Source organism: Labrenzia sp. OB1 (genome assembly GCF_001624695.1).
In the GTDB taxonomy this organism is placed as follows: Bacteria; Pseudomonadota; Alphaproteobacteria; order Rhizobiales; family Stappiaceae; genus Roseibium.
Window position 1 is genome coordinate 339,349 of record NZ_JSEP01000003.1, and the last position, 16,570, is coordinate 355,918.

The window sequence follows — 16,570 nt, forward strand, 5'->3', positions numbered from 1 at the left end:
AGAAGCTGATGCATCCGATGTTCAAGGTGTCGGTTCGGTTTGCCGGTCTTCTCGCGGGCACCGTCGCGGTTGCGGCCACCGCATTTGCGCTCTCCGGCCAGTTTGAAACGCCTCCGGAACAGGACCCGGCCACCGTTCTGGCGGGAAAGGAACTCGGCCCGGGCTATGCCGTTCTTGCGCCGGTCCGCGGCGACGGTTTCCTGCGTATTTACCAGCTCCAGACGGATCTTGGCGTTGAGAGGATCGAAGGCGACGGCCTTCTGAAACTCCGATTGTCGGAAATTGCGGTCGTGATCGGTCTGGAGGGTCTCAAGAACGATGCGAACTTTGTCGACGGTCTCAAGCAGGCCGCAATGAAACCGGTCGAATTCGTCGAGAGCACGGTCACCGACCCGGTCGGCACGGCCAAAAGCACGGCGACGGGTGTCGGACGCATGTTCGGGCGCCTGACCAAAGGCGTCGAAGCCGTAGTGAGCGGCAAGGGCGGTTCCCCGGCGGAGCTCGCCAGGTCGATTACCGGTCAGGCCCGCGCCCGGCGTGAACTTGCTGTGGAACTCGGCGTCGATCCTTATACATTCTACCGGCCGCTTTCGGAAAAACTCGATGAAACCGCCAGCGTCACCACGGCGGGCAACTGGACGATAACGGCGATTACCAGCCTTCTCCCGGGGGGCCTGATCGTCAACACGGCCCGCACGGCGAACAATTTCCGCACGATGATCGTCGACAGCTCTCCCGCCGAGTTGGAAGAGCGCACGGCGGAAACATTTCGCAAGGCCGGCGTGTCGGAGGCGACAATTACGAAAATCGCAGCCAATCCGTTCTTTACCGAAGGGGAAAAGGCGGTCATCGCCTATCAGCTGCTGGCTATGCCCGGGGTTCAGGATCTTGACCTCGTCGCGGCCAAGGCCGCCGAGGCCGACAGCCGTGACATTGCCTATTTCCAGCTGCGCCGGGTCGTCCTTCTGGAAACCTACAACCGGACCGTCTCCGGCCTCAGTCAGATAAAGCTGGTCTCCGGCATTCCCGTCGCCATCCGGCGCGACGGGCAAGCGGCCATTGTCATGCCGCTCGACATGGTGGCCTGGACCCAGACTGTCGCGCAGACCTTTTCCGCCATGCATGAAGGCCTCGGCAGCCTGCCGTTTCCTCTCACCGGCGTGGACTTCCTGATCACCGGCGACTTCACCCCCATGGCAGCGGAACGCCTCGCCTCCTTCGGCTGGTCGATCACCGGCAGCTACCCCCTGCCGCCGGGCCCTGTGCATTGAGTAGGTGAGCCGGTACGGCGCGCTCTCGGATATCAGGTGAATGCAGGGCCTGTAACCTTCCTCCGGAACCGATGTTTTCCGTTCCAACCGGCAAAGGCTTCAAACACATTCCAGCACGGGTCCGGACAATCCACTTTCCCAGCCGAGAATGGCGCGCTTGCGGGTAAGGCCCCAGTGATAGCCACCGAGTTTACCGCCCTTGGCGAGTACCCTGTGGCAGGGAACCACGAAGGAAATCGGGTTGCGGCCGACCGCCGTTCCGACGGCCCGTGACGCCTTGGGGCTGCCGATGCGCGCGGCGACGTCGGAATAGGTGGTGACCTGGCCCATGGGAATGTTCAGGAGCGTCTGCCAGACCCGGATTTCGAAATCCGTACCGATCATGACGATATTCAGGGGCTGGTCCTGCTGCCATTTTTCCGGATCGAATACGCGTTCGGCATAGCCGGACGTTGCCTCCAGATCCTGAACATACCGCGCCGCCGGCCAGCGGCCGCTCATGTCTTCCAGGGCCGCTTGCTCCTCGCCCGGGTCGGCGAAGCCGAGGCCGGCGAGGCCCTTGTCGGTGGCCATGACGAGCACCTGGCCGAACGGCGAGGGATGAAAGCCATAGGCAATTGCCAGCCCGCCGCCCCGGTTCCGGTAATCGCCCGGGGTCATGGCTTCGTGCGTGACGAAGAGATCGTGCAAACGGGATGAGCCGGACAGGCCGACTTCATAGGAGGCATCCAGAACGCTCGCGGAGTCCCGCAGGAGTGCCTTGGCGTGGTCGAGCGTGATTGCCTGCAAAAACTGTTTCGGGGTCAGTCCGGCCCAGCGCGAGAACACTCTTTGCAGCTGGATCGGTTGCAATCCCGCCTCCCGCGCCAGTTGTTCCAGTGACGGTTGATCGCGCCAGTCGCTGGTGATCCGCTCAAGTGTCCGGCGGACCACGGCATAATGCTCGGCGGCTTCCTCGCCGACCGAAATCGGCGTGGGGTCCGGCGCAAGGCCGGCAAGATCGATGACTTTGGTCATGGCGATTGCCTCATTTCCTCATGTCCGGTCCGATCCTAGCGGCCGCCGGGAGCAGGGGCGACCCGATTTGCGAGAGAGCCAGCCAGTTACCCCGCCTCCTGCTTGAATTCGTTCGCGGAGACCGCAGGTCCCTTGCGTGTGGTCAGAAGCAGGTTGGTTTCCGTTGCCGCGATGCCGTCGATCAGCCGGATCCTGTTCAGCGCATCGTCGAAAGCGGACAGGTCCCGCGTCGCGACATCGAGGACAAGATCCCATTTGCCATTGGTGGAATGAATCGCCCGGACCTCGGCCATCGCGCTCAGGGCGCGGATCGCGGGGTCGGTGTTTCGACCCTCCACCACGACGAGGGTGACGGCACGGATCGGCAGGTCCCGCCAGTCATCGCGCAGGACCGCCGTGAAGCCGAGGATTTCGCCGGTCTCCACCAGCTTTTCCATCCGCGCGCGAACCGTTGCGCGTGTGACTTTCAATTCACTCGCCAAATCGGACACCGATCTCCGGCCATCGTGACGTAGCAAAGCTATCAATCGCAGATCCAGATCGTCCATATTATCACTTTGATCAATTATACATATCAGAATGATAGATCTGATTGCGCAATTGATCAAGTGAGTGGATTTACTCCGCCGCCATGTTTCCGCAGAATTGAAACATTCGGAGACGGGCGGAGGAACAAGGTGAACGTTGCCAGGAAAGACATTGTGCTGGTCGGCGCGCCCGTTGACGAAGGCGCGGGACAGCGAGGCTGTCTCATGGGTCCGGACGCCTATCGCACCGCCGGGCTTGCCGGCATGCTTGAGGCGCTGGGTCACACGGTCATCGATCACGGCAACCTGGCACCCGCCGAAATCGGTCCCCTACGCGTTCCCAATCCCATCCTTAAGAACTACAGGGCCTATGTCGGCTGGACGCGGGCGCTTCATGACAAGGCAGCCGATCTTGGCGCCGCACCCGTCTTTCCGATCTATCTGGGCGGTGATCACGCCATGGCCGCGGGTTCGGTCTCCGGCCAGGCCAGGGCCGCGGCCGCGCAGAACCGTCCGCTCTTCGTGCTATGGCTCGACGCCCACTCGGATTTTCATACTCTGGAGAGCACTGCCAGCGGCAATCTGCACGGCACGCCGCTCGCCTTCCTGTGTGGCCTGCCCGGTTTTGACGATCTGCTCGGATCGCCGCTTCAGCACACCCTGAGGCCGGAAAACGTCGAAATACTCGGGGTCCGCTCCATCGACGCGCAAGAGCGCGACATGCTGCGCAGTCTCGGCGTCGGTGTCAGCGATATGCGCCGGATCGACGAGCAAGGCATCGGACCGCTGCTGAAGCCGTTTCTGGAGCGGGTGCGGGCCGCAAACGGCTTGCTGCATGTTTCCCTGGACGTCGATTTCCTCGACCCGGAAATCGCCCCGGCCGTGGGAACCACCGTTCCGGGCGGGGCCTCCTTCCGCGAGGCTCATCTGGTCATGGAAATGCTGCACGACAGCAGCCTGGTGACCTCCCTCGATCTCGTCGAACTCAACCCATTCCTGGATGAACGCGGAAGAACCGCGCGCCTGATGGTCGAACTCGCGGGCAGCCTTTTCGGTCGTCGCGTCTTCGACCGGCCGACAAGAAGCTTTTGAAGGATCAATCCCATGCAACGTGCAGCCGCCGATCTGAAACCGTCCGATCTCGCCTACGTGCCTTTCGTCAGTGTCGATAACATGATGCGCATTGTGCGCGCCGTTGGTGTCGGGACCTTCCTGCGCGGCCTCGCGGACTACATTGAAGAGGATTTTCTCCGGTGGGAAAGTTTCGACAAGAAACCGCGCATTCCCGCACATGCGCCCCAGGGCGTCATCGAGCTGATGCCGACCAGCGACGGCAAGACCTTCGGCTTCAAATATGTCAACGGCCACCCGGGCAACACAAACGACGGCCTGCAGACGGTGACGGGGTTTGGCGTTCTCGCCAACCTGAAGACCGGTTATCCGGTTCTTTTCAGTGAAATGACCATCCTGACAGCCCTGCGCACCGCCGCGAACTCGGCACTGGCCGCGAAATATCTGGCCCCGAAGCGCGCGACCACCATGGCCGTGATCGGCAACGGCGCCCAGTCCGATTTCCAGTGCCTGGCTTTCAAGGAACTGCTCGGCATTACCGAAATTCGCGCCTTCGACATCGAAAAGGCGGCCAGCCTGCGCCTCGCCCGCAACCTGCTGGATTCCGGCCTGAACGTGACCATCTGCAAGACGCCGGAAGATGCCATCGAAGGTGCGCAGATCATCACGACGGTGACGGCCGACAAGAAGAACGCGACCATCCTGACGGACAACATGGTCGGGGCAGGTGTTCATATCAACGCGGTCGGGGGCGACTGTCCGGGCAAGACCGAGCTGCACAGGGACATCCTTCTGCGCTCCGACATCTTTGTCGAGTTTCCCGACCAGACCCATATCGAGGGCGAATTCCAGCAACTCGACAGGGACCACCCGGTCACCGAACTCTGGCAGGTTTACTCCGGCAAGGTTCCCGGCCGCACGTCCGACGACCAGATCACGCTCTTCGACAGCGTCGGCTTCGCTATCGAGGATTTCGCCGCCCTGCGCTATGTGCGCGATCTGCTGCCGAAAACCGGTCACTTCGAAAAGCTGGATCTCCTGGCCGACCCGGACGACCCCCGCGATCTCTACGGCATGGTGCTGCGCTCCGCCGCCTGCGATGACGACAAGGCGGCTTGAGCCGGTCCTTGCGGTCCCGGTGCGGTGATGGACAGCTTGCTTCGTCCCGGAGCGATGAAGATAAAATCTTCCAGGCAGAGTGCTTTAAATCTTAAGAATATCCATGTTGAAAGAACGCTCTTCAACGTCAGGTCACTTAAGGATATTCCATGAATTTCAGATTTTTTGCTCTCCTGAGCCTTGCCTGCTGCACGGCCTCGGTCGCCCAGGCCAGCGACCAGTATTTTACCTACAAGGACTGGACCGTCCTGGTTGAAACGGTGGATACGGGGGAAGATTTGCGAACCACATGCCGGATGTGGACGGGCGGTGATGGCGATCCGACGGTTGGTTTTTCCATCTCGAACGGCGACGCGCTTCCGCCCGGCTATTTTCCGGGCGTCCAGCTCTCCGAACATGCCTTCCGCGGTCAGGCAACCGTTTTGCAGAACGATCAGAAGGTGAATTTCGTCTTCGATGACGGCGACAGCGCGCAGGCGACGGTCTTTGCCGGTTTCGACGAAGACGGATTTGCCTTCGCGGAGACAAATTTTCCCTATGAGGACAATCAGCGCGTCCTGCAGGCGATGCAGCGCAACGGCCAGATTGACATCGTCGCGCCGGGCGGTCTTTTCTACACCGCCTCGCTGAACGGCTTTACCGCATCCTACCGCAAGGTTGCCGAGCAATGCGGTTTCACGGTCGAAGGCGTGCTCTAGTATCAACCCTTTCAAACAGGGTCTTGTTTGTTGAGGTTGGTGCAGGGCCTGTCGCGTTTAAGCGGATTCATCGATTCAGGAAGACGGCCCGGGTCAGCGTTTGTATTGCGAATGCGCTTGGCGACTTCCTGAATTCAATTTGAAGCGACAGCCTGCTAGGCCGGAACAGCGTCCAGCGCTCCGTCGATCTCCGCAACGACTGCTTCGGCAGCCGCACCGGGGTCGGCGGCCTGGCTGATCGGCCTGCCGACGACCAGATAGTCGCTGCCGGCGCGCATGGCCTCGGCCGGGGTCATGATACGGCGTTGGTCGCTGGCCGCACTGCCCGCCGGGCGGATGCCGGGGGTCACAATGACCAATTCGTCGCCGAGGATCGGCCGCAATCTCCGGGATTCTGTCGCGGCACAGACGATCCCGCCCATGCCGGCGGCTTTCGCGTCCCTGGCGCGTGCCTCCACCACGTCTGTGAGCGGGCCGCGATATCCGGCCGCATGCAGGTCCGCCTCATCCATGGAGGTCAGGACGGTCACGCCTAGCAGGCACAGATTAGGATTGCCGTCTTCCGCCAGTCCCCTCACCGCTGCCCGCATTGTCTTGGGATAGGCATGCAGTGTCACGAAGGTGACCCCCATCCTGGCGACGTTGCGCACCGCCTTGGTGATGGTCATGTCGATGTCGTGGAGTTTGACATCGAGGAAAATTTTCCGGCCTTCCGCCGCCAGATCGCGCGCGAATTCCAGACCGCCCGCGAACTGTAGTTCCATGCCGATCTTGTAGACGCCGACCTTGCCGTCGGTCCGCCTGACCAGATCTTCCGCTTCAGCGACAGTCGGAACGTCCAGTGCAAACATCAGGCGGTCGCGCGAGTTTTCGGGTGCGAAGCGGCTGTTCGGCATGATTCGGGTTCCTTTCTGCGGCTGGGGAATGGCCTGATCCTACCATTTCGCACACAGCCGCGCCAGAAGCGGACCACGGTTCGAAGTCGTCCGCCAACAGATACGAAGGCCTGATCAGCTTTCGCACGGTCTTTCAAACGCGGCATAGGCGTCCTTGTAGTCCGGATGCCAGCGCGAGAGCGGCGGGCGGTTCTCGATGATGTCGCCGATGGCCCATCTGGCCCGCAGCCGGTCCCGGGCACTGTCTACGTCATTGTCCGGGCACAGGATGTAGAAATCGCCCGCGGCCATGCGCTCGATGAAATAATCGACTGTTTGCTCACTGGTCCAGGCGGCCGCAGGTTTTTCCTTATGATTGCCCGCGGTTATGCCCGTGAAGGTAAAACCCGGCACGAAGAGATGCACCGAAATCGGCGCGCCCGCCTGCCGCAGTTCATGCGCGAGCTGCTCGCTGAGCACCTTGACCGCCGCTTTCGTGACATTGTAGCCCGGATTGCCCGGCGGTGTGGTGATCCCCTGTTTGGAGCCGGTGTTGATGATCGCCGCCGGGCGGCCGGCATCGATCATGCGTTGCGTGAACGCCTGAACCCCGCGCAAGACACCGAAGAAATTGACGTCGATCAGCTTCGACCAGTTGTCGGCCTCTCCCCACGCCGTGGTCGGCAGGCTGATGCCCGCATTGTTCATCAGAACGGCAACCGGCCCACTTGCGAAGGCCTTTGCGGCCAAAGCCTCGACCTGGGTCGTGTCGGCGACATCTGTGGCAACGGCAAGCACCACGGCATCCGGTTGCGCGGCGGCGCGCACCGTCCGGGTTGCCGCCTCGAGGGCAGCGCCCGGCAGATCGGCCAGGATGACGCCCAGCCCAGCCTCGGCGAATCGGATGGCGGCTGCCAGTCCAACACCGCTCGCAGCACCGGTCACAACGGCAAGGCCGCCTTCTGAAACTGCTTTTGTGTACATGGTCGGTCTCTCCTGCATTCGGGTTGGAACAGGGCGGTCAGGGAACCGCCGGAACTTTCGCGTCGAAGTCTCTATTTCATTGGGCGGTTCAGGCTGCTACAACACCGCCGGTTCGTCACCCTGAACGAGGACAACAGCTTATGCGCACAGCGAGTGTATCGCGCGATACGAAAGAAACCCGCATTTCGGTAGAAATCAACCTGGACGGCACGGGCGCGTATGACGTCCAGACCGGCGTCGGGTTCTTCGATCATATGCTGGAGCAGCTTTCGCGCCATTCGCTGATTGATATCAAGGTCCGCGCGGACGGTGACACCCACATTGATTTTCACCACACGGTCGAGGACACCGGCATCGCGCTGGGCCAGGCGATTCGCGAGGCCTTGGGCGATCTGGCGGGCATCAACCGTTATGCCGACACGCACCTTGCCATGGACGAGGCCCTGACCCGCTGCGCGCTCGACGTGTCCGGACGGCCATTCCTGGTCTGGGACGTGACCTTCGACCGGGACAAGATCGGTGAATTCGATACGGAGCTGTTCGAGGAGTTCTTCCGCGCCTTCGCGATGAATTCCGGCATCACCCTTCATATCGCCAATCTTTACGGGTCCAATTGCCACCATATCGCGGAAACCTGCTTCAAGGCCGTTGCCCGCACGTTGCGCAAGGCGGTTGAAATCGATCCCCGGCAGGCGGATCGGGTTCCGACCACCAAGGGCCGGCTTGGCAGCTGAAACGGATTGGCGCATGAGCACTTACATCGTCATGGCTCCGCCGGAATTTGAAGATCTGGCGGGAGATCCCCGCCAGACCGACCGGCTTGCCTTTGTGCCGGACGGGTTCTCTTTCCTTGCCTTTTTCTTTTCACCCATCTGGCTGCTGTTTCACCGCATGTGGCTGGTTCTGCTCGGATATCTTGCGGTGACACTCGTGATCGAATTGCTGGCACAGTCTTTCGACAGCGGCACCATCGGACTTGCCGCCATGATTGGCTCGATCCTGTTCGCACTGGAAGCGCAGGCGCTGCGCCGCTGGTCTCTGGGACGCAAGGGCTGGCGTGTGGTCTGTATCATCGAGGGCAAAGGTGTGGCTGAAGCCGAGCTGCGCTTTCTGCACAAGCCCGGCCAGATCCCGGCTTCTCCCGAAGCAGGCAAGGATCGGCAGCGTCCCGCTCCGGCAGCAATCATCCCGAGGGTGGGCAGCGAGCAGGTCGTCGGCCTGACGCTTGGTCCGGAGACCCGTCAATGACAATTGCGATTATCGACTACGGCTCGGGCAATCTGCGCTCGGCGGAAAAGGCATTCGAGCGCGCGGCCCGCGCTCATGCCCATACGCCGAATGTGATCGTGACCGCCGACCCGGAGCGGGTTCTCAAGGCCGACTATGTGGTGTTGCCGGGCGTCGGCGCCTTCGCAGACTGCAAGCGCGGCCTGTGGGCGGTCGACGGCATGCCGGAAGCGTTGGAAGAGACAGTTCGCGTCCGGGGCAAGCCGTTTTTCGGCATTTGCGTCGGCATGCAGCTCATGGCCGGCCGCGGTCTTGAATTCGAGACGGTCGAAGGCCTGGGCTGGATCGAGGGCGACGTGACGGCCATGAAACCGTCCGATCCGTCCCTGAAGATCCCGCATATGGGCTGGAACACCATCGACGTCCGGCCTGACGGTCATCCGGTGTTCAAGGGCATCGAAACGGGCCCGGACGGCCTGCATGCGTATTTCGTCCACTCCTATCACCTTGAATGTGCCCGTGAGGACGACCGGCTGGCGACCTTCGACTATGCCGGCACTTTCACGGCGATGGCGGCGAAGGACAATATGATCGGAACCCAGTTCCACCCGGAAAAAAGCCAGCGGCTCGGACTTGAGCTGATCGCCAATTTTCTGGACTGGACGCCCTAAAAATCAATTCGGGAGACAGACATGACGAAAGCCTATTGGATCGCGCGGGTTGATGTGAACGATCAGGACGGATATCCGCTATACGTCGAGACGGCGAAACCGGCCTTTCAGAGGTTCGGAGCGGTCTTTCTGGCACGCGGTGGCAAGACCAATGCCGTCGAGGGGCCGGGCCGGGCTCGCAACGTCATTATCGAGTTTCCCAGCTTTCAGGACGCTGTCGATTGCTATAACTCGCCGGAATATCAGCAGGCGGTGAAAGTCCGTCAGAAAGTTGCCGATGGCGAAATCGTCATCGTTGAAGGAATTTAGGAAAACATGATTCTCTTTCCCGCCATCGATCTGAAGGATGGCCAGTGCGTGCGCCTGAAACTTGGCGACATGGATCAGGCGACCGTCTTCAACGACAACCCCGGAGCCCAGGCGAAAGCCTTCGAGGACCAGGGTTTCGAATGGCTTCATGTGGTCGACCTGAATGGGGCTTTCGCCGGTGAAACCGTCAATGGCGCGGCGGTTGACGCCATTCTGTCGGCGACGAACAATCCGGTGCAGCTCGGCGGCGGGATCAGGACCCTGGATCATATCGAGACCTGGCTGGCAAAGGGCATCACCCGTGTCATTCTCGGAACGGTCGCTGTGCGCGATCCGGATCTGGTGAAAGAGGCCTGCCGCAGGTTTCCCGGCAAGATCGCCGTCGGCATTGACGCCAGGGGTGGCCGTGTCGCCGTTGAAGGCTGGGCGGAAACCTCCGAGCTCACCGCCGTGGACCTTGCCAGACGCTTCGAGGACGCGGGTGTTTCTGCGATCATCTACACCGATATCGACAGGGACGGCGTTCTCAAGGGCCTCAATATCCCCTCCACGCTCGAACTGGCCCGTTCCGTCTCCATTCCGGTGATCGCCTCGGGCGGTCTGGCCTCCATAGATGACATTCACCGGCTGCTGGAGCCGGATTGCAATATTCTCGAAGGGGCGATTTCCGGAAGAGCCCTCTATGACGGGCGGCTCGACCCGAAAGAGGCGATGGAGCTGATCGCGGCGGAGCGGAGCAGCGCATCATGACTTTGAAGGCTCGTGTCATTCCCTGCCTTGACGTGAAGGACGGCCGTGTCGTCAAGGGCGTCAATTTTGTCGATCTCGTGGATGCCGGCGACCCGGTGGAGGCTGCCAAGGCCTATGATGCCGCTGGAGCCGACGAGCTGTGCTTTCTCGATATCACCGCCAGTCACGAGGGCCGCGACACGATCTACGACGTGGTGCGCCGGACCGCCGAGGCCTGCTTCATGCCGGTGACGGTTGGCGGCGGCGTGCGCACGGTCGAGGATATCCGCAAGCTCCTCATCGCCGGTGCGGACAAGGTGTCCATCAACACCGCCGCGGTGATAAATCCCGACTTCGTCCGCGCGGCGGCCGAAAAGTTCGGGGCGCAATGCATTGTGGTGTCGATTGACGCCAAACAGGTCAACGCACCGGGTGAACCTGAAAAATTCGAGATCTTCACCCATGGTGGGCGCAATCCGACAGGCATCGACGCGGTGGAATTCGCCAAAAAGGTCGTCGAACTCGGCGCAGGTGAGCTGCTGGTCACCTCCATGGACAGAGACGGCACCAAATCCGGCTACAATATCGCGCTGACACGGGCGATCGCCGACGCGGTGCCGGTTCCCGTCATCGCTTCCGGTGGCGTCGGCACTCTGGACCATATGGTTGAAGGTATCCGGGATGGTCACGCCACCGCGGTTCTGGCGGCTTCGATCTTTCATTTCGGCGAGTTCACCATCCAGGATGCCAAGAGGCACATGGACTCCGATGGTGTGCCGATGCGCCTTTATGCCTGACTGAAGGACCTAGCCAAATGACCAAGTTCACTCTGGACGATCTGGACGCCATAGTGGCCGCGCGTGCGAAGAGCAGCGACGAGACGTCCTATACGCGCAAGCTTGTCGGCAAGGGCGTGGCCAAATGCGCGCAGAAACTCGGAGAGGAAGCGGTTGAAGCGGCGATTGCCGCCGTCAGGCAGGACCGCGCGGAATTGACGGCGGAAGCCGCCGATGTGCTTTATCATTTGCTGGTGGTTCTGAACGTGTCCAATGTTCCGCTAGGGGATGTCATGATGGAACTCGGCAAACGTACGGGACAGACCGGACTTGAAGAAAAGGCGTCCCGGCCGCAGGAATAGTAACCGTTTCCCGCGGTCAGCCGCAGCAGCAGGGACTGCGATAGAGATGGATCAGAAAGTCTCAACGGCCCTGGACATGGATCTGTCCCCCTACCGGGTGTTCACCGAGCGCCAGTGGGCCCGCTTGCGGGCCGACACGCCAATGACCTTGTCGGGTCATGAGGTCTCGCAATTGCAGGGACTGAACGCGCCGATGTCCATTGAGCAGGTCGAGACGATCTATCTGCCATTGTCCCGGCTGCTCGCCTTTTATGCGGAAGCCACGGTGACCATCCATCAGGCAACGCAGAACTTTCTCCAGACCAGCGACGGCAAGACCCCCTTCATCATCGGCGTCGCGGGCTCCGTGTCCGTGGGAAAATCGACCACCTCCCGCGTTTTGCGCGAGCTGCTTGCCCGCTGGCCGGCCAGTCCCAAGGTTGATCTGATCACCACGGACGGATTTCTATACCCGAATGCGATCCTGGAAGCCGAGGGATTGATGTCCAAGAAAGGCTTTCCGGAGAGCTTCGACCGGCCTCAGCTGCTGAAATTCCTGTCCGACATAAAGGCCGGCAAGCGTCATGTCAGAGCGCCGGTCTATTCGCACTTCTATTATGATGTCATGCCCGGCCACACGATCACCGTCGACAGGCCGGACATCCTGATCGTCGAGGGTCTTAACGTCCTTCAGACGCGGGAGCTGCCCAAGGACGGACGCGCGGTGCCGTTCGTCTCGGATTTCTTCGATTTCTCGGTCTACATCGATGCCAGCGAGAAGTTGCTGCTGAAATGGTATGTCGACCGGTTCATGCAATTGAGGGAAACGGCTTTCCGCGATCCCGGGTCTTACTTCCACAAGTATTCGCGCATTTCGGACGAGGAAGCTCAGGAGACCGCGCACAGGATCTGGACCGAGATCAATCTGGTGAACCTGCGCGAGAACATCCTGCCGACGCGGCCGAGAGCCGATCTCATCCTGTCGAAAAACGCCAGCCACCGGATTTCCAAGGTCGCGCTGCGCAAGATCTGAGGCACTTCGGATCGTCGATCCAACGCAAAACGCCCGCGCCTCTTGAAAGGCGCGAGCGTTTTTTCATGTCGCGGTACTTGTTCAGGCTGCGGAGCGGTTGCGCACTTCCTGCAGGAAGTTGGCCACCTGGTTGCGCAGCATGGAAGCGTTTTCCTTCAGCTGCTGCGCGGAGGAGTCCACCTTGTCCGCGGTGTCGCGGGTGTTCTCGGCAGCTTGCGAAACGGATTCGATGTTTGTCGTCACCTCGACGGTGCTGCGCGACGCCTCGGTCGCATTGCTGGCGATTTCCTGCGTTGCGACCCCCTGCTCCTCGACGGAGGAAGCGATGGAAGAGGCGATTTCGTTCATGTTGTTGATGATCTCGGTCACCGACGAGATCGCGCTCGCCGCATGGCCGGTCTCTTCCTGGATCGCGGTGATCTGGCTGGAGATGTCCTCGGTCGCCTTCGAGGTCTGCGTCGCGAGCTCCTTCACCTCGGAGGCAACAACCGCGAAGCCTCTGCCGGCCTCGCCGGCACGGGCGGCCTCGATGGTCGCGTTGAGCGCCAGCAGGTTGGTCTGCTCGGCAATCGCCTGAATGAGGGTGACCACTTCACCGATCCGGGTGGCGGCGTCCGACAGACCGTTCATGCGCTGGTTTGTCGACTGGGCTTCCCCTGCGGCGCGGGAGGCGATTTCGCTGGAAGCCTGGACCTGTCTGCGGATCTCGTTGACCGATGCGGAGAGTTCTTCCGCGGCCGCTGCAACCGTTTCCACGTTGTGGGACGCCTGGGAGGAGGCGTTGGAGACGACGCCGCTCTGCTCGGTTGTCTGGGCGGCAACGCCTGTCATGTCGCTGGAGGCGGCTTGCAGGTTTTGCACCGAGCTGTCGATGATGCTCATCATTTCGGTGATCTGGCGGTCGAAATCACCACTGAGCTGCTGGATTTCCTCACCTCTGCGCGCGGCGTCTTCCTGAGCGTTGGTCTGCCGGTCTTCCAGCTCGCGCCGCTCGGTCTCGTTGCGCACGAAGATTTCCATCGCAGACGCCATCTGACCGATCTCGTCACCACGGTCCACGCCCATGATTTCAATATCGGTATTGCCGTCTGCAAGGGAACTCATGTCCGCTGTCAAAGCGCGAATGGGCCGGACGAGGCTGCGGATCGCGAAATAGGCGATCGAGCCAGCCAGCAGGGCGCCGATGAGCGTAAGGGCGATGATCATGATCGCCTGGTTCCAGAACGCGGCTTCCAGGTCGTCGATGTAAACGCCGGTGCCGATCATCCACTGCCAGGGTTCGAATGTTTTGGCGTGACCCCATTTTTCGATCGGCACATCGTCGCCGGAACGTGGCCAAAGGTACAGCAGGTTTCCTCCGCCGCTGCGTCCCAGTTTGACGAGTTCAGGAATGATCTTGACGCCGTTGGCGTCCTCGAGACCCGATAGGTCCGAACCGATGAGAGAGGCTTTTGCATGGGAAATGGTTATGGAGTCATAGTTGAAAACGAAGATATAGTTCTCTCCGTTTTCGAACCGCATTGCCGAAATCGCTTCGACCGCGCGTTGCTGCGCTTCCTCTTTCGAAAGGCCGCCCGACGTCTCCAGTTCGTGATAGCGCTCTGCAATCTTCGTCGCGGTATCGGTGATGTCGGCGATCTTGACCAGACGCTCCTCAAGCATGGCATCCTTGAGTGAGTTCAGTGAAATGCCCGCGAGCGCAATTGAGAAAATGGCGATTGCGAGGACTGGAGTAGAGATTTTCCAAGCCAATGGCCAACGTGCGAATGACATGCCAGGTTTTTCCTCTTGATATGCTTTAACTAAGAGAAGTCGGCGAAATACATGACTAAAGATTTAAAAGTCGACGTTCAGCCAATTTAAATTTGGATAATTGTCAAAAATGACAATAATGAAAATATCAATTCTAGTCATTTAAAAGGTGAGTTCTTCCCATAATTGCTTTTTTCTCGGCGGGCGAAGAAAACCTCCCCGATGTCCGAACGCGACCCGTTTTGCACTGCGCAAGATCTGAGGCATTTCGGATCGTCGATCCAACGCAAAACGCCCGCGCCTCTTGAAAGGCGCGGGCGTTTTTTCATGTCGCGGTACTTGTTCAGGCTGCGGAGCGGTTGCGCACTTCCTGCAGGAAGTTGGCCACCTGGTTGCGCAGCATGGAAGCGTTTTCCTTCAGCTGCTGCGCGGAGGAGTCCACCTTGTCCGCGGTGTCGCGGGTGTTCTCGGCAGCTTGCGAAACGGATTCGATGTTTGTCGTCACCTCGACCGTGCTGCGCGACGCCTCGGTCGCATTGCTGGCGATTTCCTGCGTTGCGACCCCCTGCTCCTCGACGGAGGAAGCGATGGAAGAGGCGATTTCGTTCATGTTGTTGATGATCTCGGTCACCGACGAGATCGCGCTCGCCGCATGGCCGGTCTCTTCCTGGATCGCGGTGATCTGGCTGGAGATGTCCTCGGTTGCCTTCGAGGTCTGCGTCGCGAGTTCCTTCACCTCGGATGCCACGACCGCGAAGCCTCTGCCGGCCTCGCCGGCACGGGCGGCCTCGATGGTCGCGTTGAGCGCCAGCAGGTTGGTCTGCTCGGCAATCGCCTGAATGAGGGTGACCACTTCACCGATCCGGGTGGCGGCGTCCGACAGACCGTTCATGCGCTGGTTTGTCGACTGGGCTTCCCCTGCGGCGCGGGAGGCGATTTCGCTGGAAGCCTGGACCTGTCTGCGGATCTCGTTGACCGACGCGGAGAGTTCTTCCGCGGCCGCTGCAACCGTTTCCACGTTGTGGGACGCCTGGGAGGAGGCGTTGGAGACGACGCCGCTCTGCTCGGTTGTCTGGGCGGCAACGCCTGTCATGTCGCTGGAGGCGGCTTGCAGGTTTTGCACCGAGCTGTCGATGATGCTCATCATTTCGGTGATCTGGCGGTCGAAATCACCACTGAGCTGCTGGATTTCCTCACCCCTGCGCGCGGCGTCCTCCTGAGCGTTGGTCTGCCGGTCTTCCAGCTCGCGCCGCTCGGTTTCGTTGCGCACGAAGATTTCCATCGCAGACGCCATCTGACCGACTTCGTCACCACGGTCCACGCCCATGATTTCAATATCGGTATCGCCTTCGGCAAGTTTGATCATGCTGCGGGTAAGAGACCGCAAGGGTCCGACGACACTCCTGAACGACAGGAATGCGATTGCGCCCGCGGCCAGGGAGCCTGCAACCGCGAGAGAAATGATGATCAAGGCCTGGCTCAAGTAGGCACTTCTCAGGTCTTCGATGTAGACACCTGTTGAAATGCTCCATTGCCAGGGTTCGAAGCCCTTGGCATAGGCCCACTTCTCGATGGCGGTTTCCTCGCCTTTCCGTGGCCAGTGATAAGAGACGAAGCCGCCACCTGCACGAGCCGCACTCATCAACGTTGCGTTTATGTCAACGCCGTTGACGTCCTTCAGGCCGGATTGATTTGTGCCGACGAGCTTCGCGAGCGGGTGGTACACCATGACCGCGTCATAACTGATGACGGCCATGTAGTTGGAACCGCCTTCATAGCGCATCGCGCCAAGCGCCTCGATCGCGCGCTCCTGAGCCTCCTCTGTCGTGAGAGCTCCGGATTTCTCATGTTCGTGATATCGGGCAACAATGGATTCCGCAGTTTCGGTGATGTCCTGGATCTTCGCCAGGCGTTCTTCCAGCATCGCAGTGTTCAGCGAATTGAGCGACACGACGCAAAGCGCGACGGCGAACACAGCGACGACGGCGACTGGAGCGAAGATTTTCCAGGCCAGGGGCAAACGTGAAAAGGACATGATTTTCTTCCGTTAGGTAATTTGAAGCAAGACCTAACGTAAAAAGTTGACTAAATAGATAATAGAGGCGATATCAACAGTAGAAAGAACGATATATTGTCACAATAATCAATAGTATAAGTGCGAAAGCTCCCG

18 protein-coding genes are annotated in these 16,570 nt (G+C 60.4%); 12 read left to right on the forward strand and 6 right to left on the reverse strand.

Annotation, left to right across the window (positions count from 1 at the left end; all coding sequences use genetic code 11):
* Positions 1–8 precede the first annotated feature (8 nt).
* Positions 9–1,271 (forward strand): hypothetical protein, encoded by a 1,263-nt coding sequence (locus OA90_RS06100; protein WP_208985987.1) that lies wholly within the window; start codon positions 9–11, stop codon positions 1,269–1,271.
* A gap of 99 nt (positions 1,272–1,370) precedes the next feature.
* On the opposite strand, the gene OA90_RS06105 is transcribed toward OA90_RS06100, so the two are convergent.
* Positions 1,371–2,288 carry a bifunctional helix-turn-helix domain-containing protein/methylated-DNA--[protein]-cysteine S-methyltransferase gene (locus OA90_RS06105; RefSeq protein WP_068408520.1) on the reverse strand — a complete coding sequence of 306 codons (918 nt, stop codon included), beginning with the start codon at positions 2,286–2,288 and terminating at the stop codon, positions 1,371–1,373.
* 86 nt (positions 2,289–2,374) lie between these two features.
* A complete protein-coding gene (locus OA90_RS06110) occupies positions 2,375–2,836 on the reverse strand; it encodes an Lrp/AsnC family transcriptional regulator (protein ID WP_068408522.1) in 462 nt (153 codons plus the stop codon).
* A 129-nt stretch (positions 2,837–2,965) separates the two neighbouring features.
* On the opposite strand from OA90_RS06110, the gene rocF reads away from it, so the two are divergent.
* The 3 genes from rocF (at position 2,966) to OA90_RS06125 (ending at position 5,703) form a co-directional block, all read left to right on the forward strand.
* Positions 2,966–3,907, forward strand: a complete 942-nt coding sequence (gene rocF, locus OA90_RS06115; protein WP_082836869.1) for an arginase — start codon at positions 2,966–2,968, stop codon at positions 3,905–3,907.
* 12 nt (positions 3,908–3,919) lie between these two features.
* Positions 3,920–5,005, forward strand: coding sequence for an ornithine cyclodeaminase (locus OA90_RS06120; RefSeq protein ID WP_068408524.1), 1,086 nt, complete (start codon positions 3,920–3,922; stop codon positions 5,003–5,005).
* 149 nt (positions 5,006–5,154) lie between these two features.
* The gene (locus OA90_RS06125; protein ID WP_068408526.1) at positions 5,155–5,703 is read left to right on the forward strand and encodes a hypothetical protein; all 549 of its coding nucleotides are present in this window, start codon (positions 5,155–5,157) and stop codon (positions 5,701–5,703) included.
* Positions 5,704–5,858: 155 nt separating this feature from the next.
* Here the strand turns inward: OA90_RS06125 and pyrF are convergent, their stop codons facing one another.
* Positions 5,859–6,599, reverse strand: coding sequence for an orotidine-5'-phosphate decarboxylase (gene pyrF, locus OA90_RS06130; protein WP_068408528.1), 741 nt, complete (start codon positions 6,597–6,599; stop codon positions 5,859–5,861).
* A 114-nt stretch (positions 6,600–6,713) separates the two neighbouring features.
* Complete coding sequence (locus OA90_RS06135; RefSeq protein ID WP_068408530.1) at positions 6,714–7,562, reverse strand: SDR family NAD(P)-dependent oxidoreductase; 849 nt, start codon at positions 7,560–7,562, stop codon at positions 6,714–6,716.
* 140 nt (positions 7,563–7,702) lie between these two features.
* Here OA90_RS06135 and hisB point away from each other — a divergent pair, with 140 nt between their 5' ends.
* The 8 genes from hisB to coaA are packed head-to-tail and all read left to right on the forward strand — an operon-like array spanning position 7,703 to position 12,648.
* Positions 7,703–8,296: an imidazoleglycerol-phosphate dehydratase HisB gene (hisB, locus tag OA90_RS06140; protein WP_068408532.1), complete on the forward strand. Its 594-nt coding sequence runs from the start codon at positions 7,703–7,705 to the stop codon at positions 8,294–8,296.
* A gap of 13 nt (positions 8,297–8,309) precedes the next feature.
* Positions 8,310–8,810, forward strand: a complete 501-nt coding sequence (locus OA90_RS06145; protein ID WP_068408534.1) for a DUF2628 domain-containing protein — start codon at positions 8,310–8,312, stop codon at positions 8,808–8,810.
* On the forward strand, positions 8,807–9,460 hold the full coding sequence (hisH, locus tag OA90_RS06150; protein WP_068408536.1) for an imidazole glycerol phosphate synthase subunit HisH: 654 nt from the start codon (positions 8,807–8,809) through the stop codon (positions 9,458–9,460). The genes OA90_RS06145 and hisH overlap by 4 nt, the downstream gene beginning before the upstream one ends.
* 21 nt (positions 9,461–9,481) lie before the next feature.
* Complete coding sequence (locus tag OA90_RS06155) at positions 9,482–9,769, forward strand: DUF1330 domain-containing protein (protein ID WP_068408538.1); 288 nt, start codon at positions 9,482–9,484, stop codon at positions 9,767–9,769.
* A 6-nt stretch (positions 9,770–9,775) separates the two neighbouring features.
* Positions 9,776–10,519, forward strand: a complete 744-nt coding sequence (gene hisA, locus OA90_RS06160) for a 1-(5-phosphoribosyl)-5-[(5-phosphoribosylamino)methylideneamino]imidazole-4-carboxamide isomerase (protein ID WP_068408539.1) — start codon at positions 9,776–9,778, stop codon at positions 10,517–10,519.
* Positions 10,516–11,295, forward strand: coding sequence for an imidazole glycerol phosphate synthase subunit HisF (gene hisF, locus OA90_RS06165; protein ID WP_068408541.1), 780 nt, complete (start codon positions 10,516–10,518; stop codon positions 11,293–11,295). Before hisA ends, hisF begins: the two co-directional genes overlap by 4 nt.
* 17 nt (positions 11,296–11,312) lie before the next feature.
* On the forward strand, positions 11,313–11,636 hold the full coding sequence (locus OA90_RS06170; RefSeq protein WP_068408543.1) for a phosphoribosyl-ATP diphosphatase: 324 nt from the start codon (positions 11,313–11,315) through the stop codon (positions 11,634–11,636).
* Between the two features lie 46 nt (positions 11,637–11,682).
* A complete protein-coding gene (coaA, locus tag OA90_RS06175; protein WP_068408545.1) occupies positions 11,683–12,648 on the forward strand; it encodes a type I pantothenate kinase in 966 nt (321 codons plus the stop codon).
* A gap of 81 nt (positions 12,649–12,729) precedes the next feature.
* On the opposite strand, the gene OA90_RS06180 is transcribed toward coaA, so the two are convergent.
* Entirely contained in the window at positions 12,730–14,421 is a 1,692-nt protein-coding gene (locus OA90_RS06180) for a cache domain-containing protein (protein ID WP_068408546.1), read from the reverse strand.
* Between the two features lie 322 nt (positions 14,422–14,743).
* Positions 14,744–16,435, reverse strand: a complete 1,692-nt coding sequence (locus tag OA90_RS06185) for a cache domain-containing protein (RefSeq protein WP_068408548.1) — start codon at positions 16,433–16,435, stop codon at positions 14,744–14,746.
* Positions 16,436–16,570 lie beyond the last annotated feature (135 nt).